Below are 2567 nucleotides of genomic sequence, written 5' to 3'. Positions count from 1 at the left end.
TCGCTCACGTTGTCCCTTGCCATGAATCAGCACGTAGTAAGGGCGACTGAACCGGAGATGATTGACGTTGAGATCTACAATCTCCTGCGCCCGTGCTCCACTGTTGTAGAGGAGACGCAGCAGAGCATCATCCCGCCGTCCTTGCGCTTCCTGGGCATCAATGTGCCTGAATATATGTTGGACTTCTTCCTTCTCCAGGTATCCCAACACATGCCTGGCGTGCCGCTTGAACGGTACGGCAAGAATGGTTTGGCATTGGGCGATGTAGCGGGGATCAGTGGCGGCCAGATACCTGAAGAAGGCATGAATGGCAGCCAACCTGACGTTACGGGTTCCAGTTCCATTCTTTCTTCCGCTATCAAGGTGTTCCAGGAATTGCCTGACCAACCGGTCGGAAAGATCATCAACTGTAAGATCGGTGCAGGACTTCCTGCAACGTTCCACTGCAAACTGTAGAAAGAGTTTGAAGGTATCACGGTACGACAGTACCGTGTTTGGGCTCACTCCCCGCTGGGAGACCAGATGGTCTTCAAAGAATCGACGAATGGGGAGGCCGATGTTATTACTTTGCGCCATGACTCCCCCCTTTGCTTCGCTTCAGGTATGGAACAGCGAAATTATTTTTGAATCGAATGTTCGACTGTTCCAGAAGTTCAGCTGTGGCATGCAAATATGTTTCGGTGCCAACGAGCGAGGAGTGCCCGAGATATGTTGCCAGTAACGGTAGCTTGGCATTGATATTCTCTCCCTGCCGGTACCATTGGGCCAGTCTGTTCACGGCAAAGCTGTGACGTAAGTCATGAATGCGAGGCCCACGTTCTCCTTTGGGACCACGCAGTCCGACATCTCTGAGTATTTCCAGAAAAATTTCACAAATCCGTCCAGGCCGATATGCCTTTCCGGATGGACTGATAAAAACCGGCGCAGTCGGAGCAGTGGGAAAGCCTGCTGCTTTCCGCTGATATAGGAAGTCTGCCAGCTGACAGGTGGTGGATGGCGACAGGGGAACATATCTGGATTTCTTGAACTTGGTGTTCCGAATCGTCAACAGCTCTCCTTCGATGTCCACATCTGCCAACAGAAGCTTTAGTGCTTCCCCGATGCGCAGGCCGGTACTGTAGAGCAGGCCGATAATTGTGGTAATGAGCATGGGACGAAGGCTGCCCTCCGGACCTATTCTGCCGGCAGCATCCAGAATCAGATTCATTTCCTGCGGCGAATAAATATGAGGTGCCGGGCGGTTTCTGCGTGGAAGGAAACTCTGATGAATAATGCATGTCTGCGGGTCGAAATTGCTCAGATATGCGCAGAACTGCCGCATGATCGACATGCGATTGAGCCTGCTTCCGATACTCAGGTGCTCCATCGACTTGAACCAACGCTCTGCTATATCAGCAGTTATCGGTCGTCCTGGTTTCAGTTCTGACATCAGGAAACGATCCAGGTAATAAAGAATCTTACCGTCGCTCTCGCCCTTACGGCCGAGAGCGCATCTCATCTCCAAGAACGCTTGGAGACTGGAGGCAACGGGACTGCGGAATATGCATGTCGCCATAGTTCACCTCTCTTTCGGCCATGGCATGGCTACCTGACGAAGCATCTTGAGGTCGGCCTTGGCATAGATGAAAGTAGTGTTCAGACAGCGGTGCCCCAAGACATCGGCAATGGCTTTCATCGGTGAATCGTCTGCCAGTGCCCGGATTGCCCACGAATGTCGCAATGTATTCGATCCGTTCTTGGGTTTCTTTACTCCAGCGTTCGTCATGTGCTTACGGACGATGTTGGATATGTCCTGGCCGGTGAGCGGGAAGTAGGGAGCCTTCACGCCGAGGAAAACTTCTCGGAGCCGTGTTTCCGCGCGATGATGGAGGTATTGGATCATCGCTTCACCGACAGCCTCCAGCAAAGGGAGCACGACTTCTTTGCCACCCTTCCTTGCCCGAATCAGAATGGTTGAGTGTTGCCAGTCAATATCCTCAAGGCGTAGCTCAACCACACTCATGCCACGAATGCCGTAGGCCATCATAAGCAGCATGATGGCGGTATCCCTTGCTCCGGCAGCGGTTCCCTTGGGGATGACATTCAGGATTCGTTGCAAATCGGTGTCTTCCATCCCCTTAGGCAGGGATGCCAGACGATATGCAGGGACGGAGGGAATAACGCCGGAAAAATCCTTGGCGACATATCCCTTGTATGCACAGAACCGAAGAAAGCTACGGAGATATGACGCTAAACTCCTCAGATTTACAGGACTCTCCTTGATGTGCTGTTTGATGTACGTTTCAACATCATCAGCTTTCAATGCCTTCATGCCATTACGTGCAGCCCTCTCTCCCAAACCATCGAGAAACCTGCACAGAGCTACCCGATAGTTCTGGATTGTAGCGTCGTTGAGTTGGCAGTCCTCACGTAAATGGTTCAAATACGGTTCGAGTACCCAGCGATATTGAGGCGGGAGTGGTTTAGGGGGGGGCAGCTTCATAACCCCCTCGTCAACCAGGTAAGACAACAAGTGTTTCAGGTGGCCCCGAACCGTGCCACGTCCGACATAGAGGTTGCTGGTGGTT

General features: G+C 52.4%; 3 protein-coding genes. All 3 read right to left on the bottom strand.

All coding sequences use genetic code 11. The features are described 5' to 3' along the window. Positions 1 to 576: tyrosine-type recombinase/integrase (locus ACYC56_RS15140; protein WP_461375003.1), on the bottom strand; the 576-nt coding region annotated here is incomplete at its 3' end. Beyond that, positions 563 to 1429, bottom strand: coding sequence for a tyrosine-type recombinase/integrase (locus ACYC56_RS15135; protein ID WP_461375002.1), 867 nt, complete (start codon positions 1427 to 1429; stop codon positions 563 to 565). The genes ACYC56_RS15140 and ACYC56_RS15135, both read right to left, overlap by 14 nt. A gap of 129 nt (positions 1430 to 1558) precedes the next feature. Next, the coding region (locus tag ACYC56_RS15130; protein ID WP_461375001.1) for a site-specific integrase at positions 1559 to 2567 on the bottom strand (1009 nt) is incomplete at its 5' end.

It is taken from the genome of Candidatus Aquicultor sp. (assembly GCF_054640775.1).
Note: the sequence above shows the minus strand (reverse complement) of the source record. Positions and strands in the feature narration are given on the sequence as shown.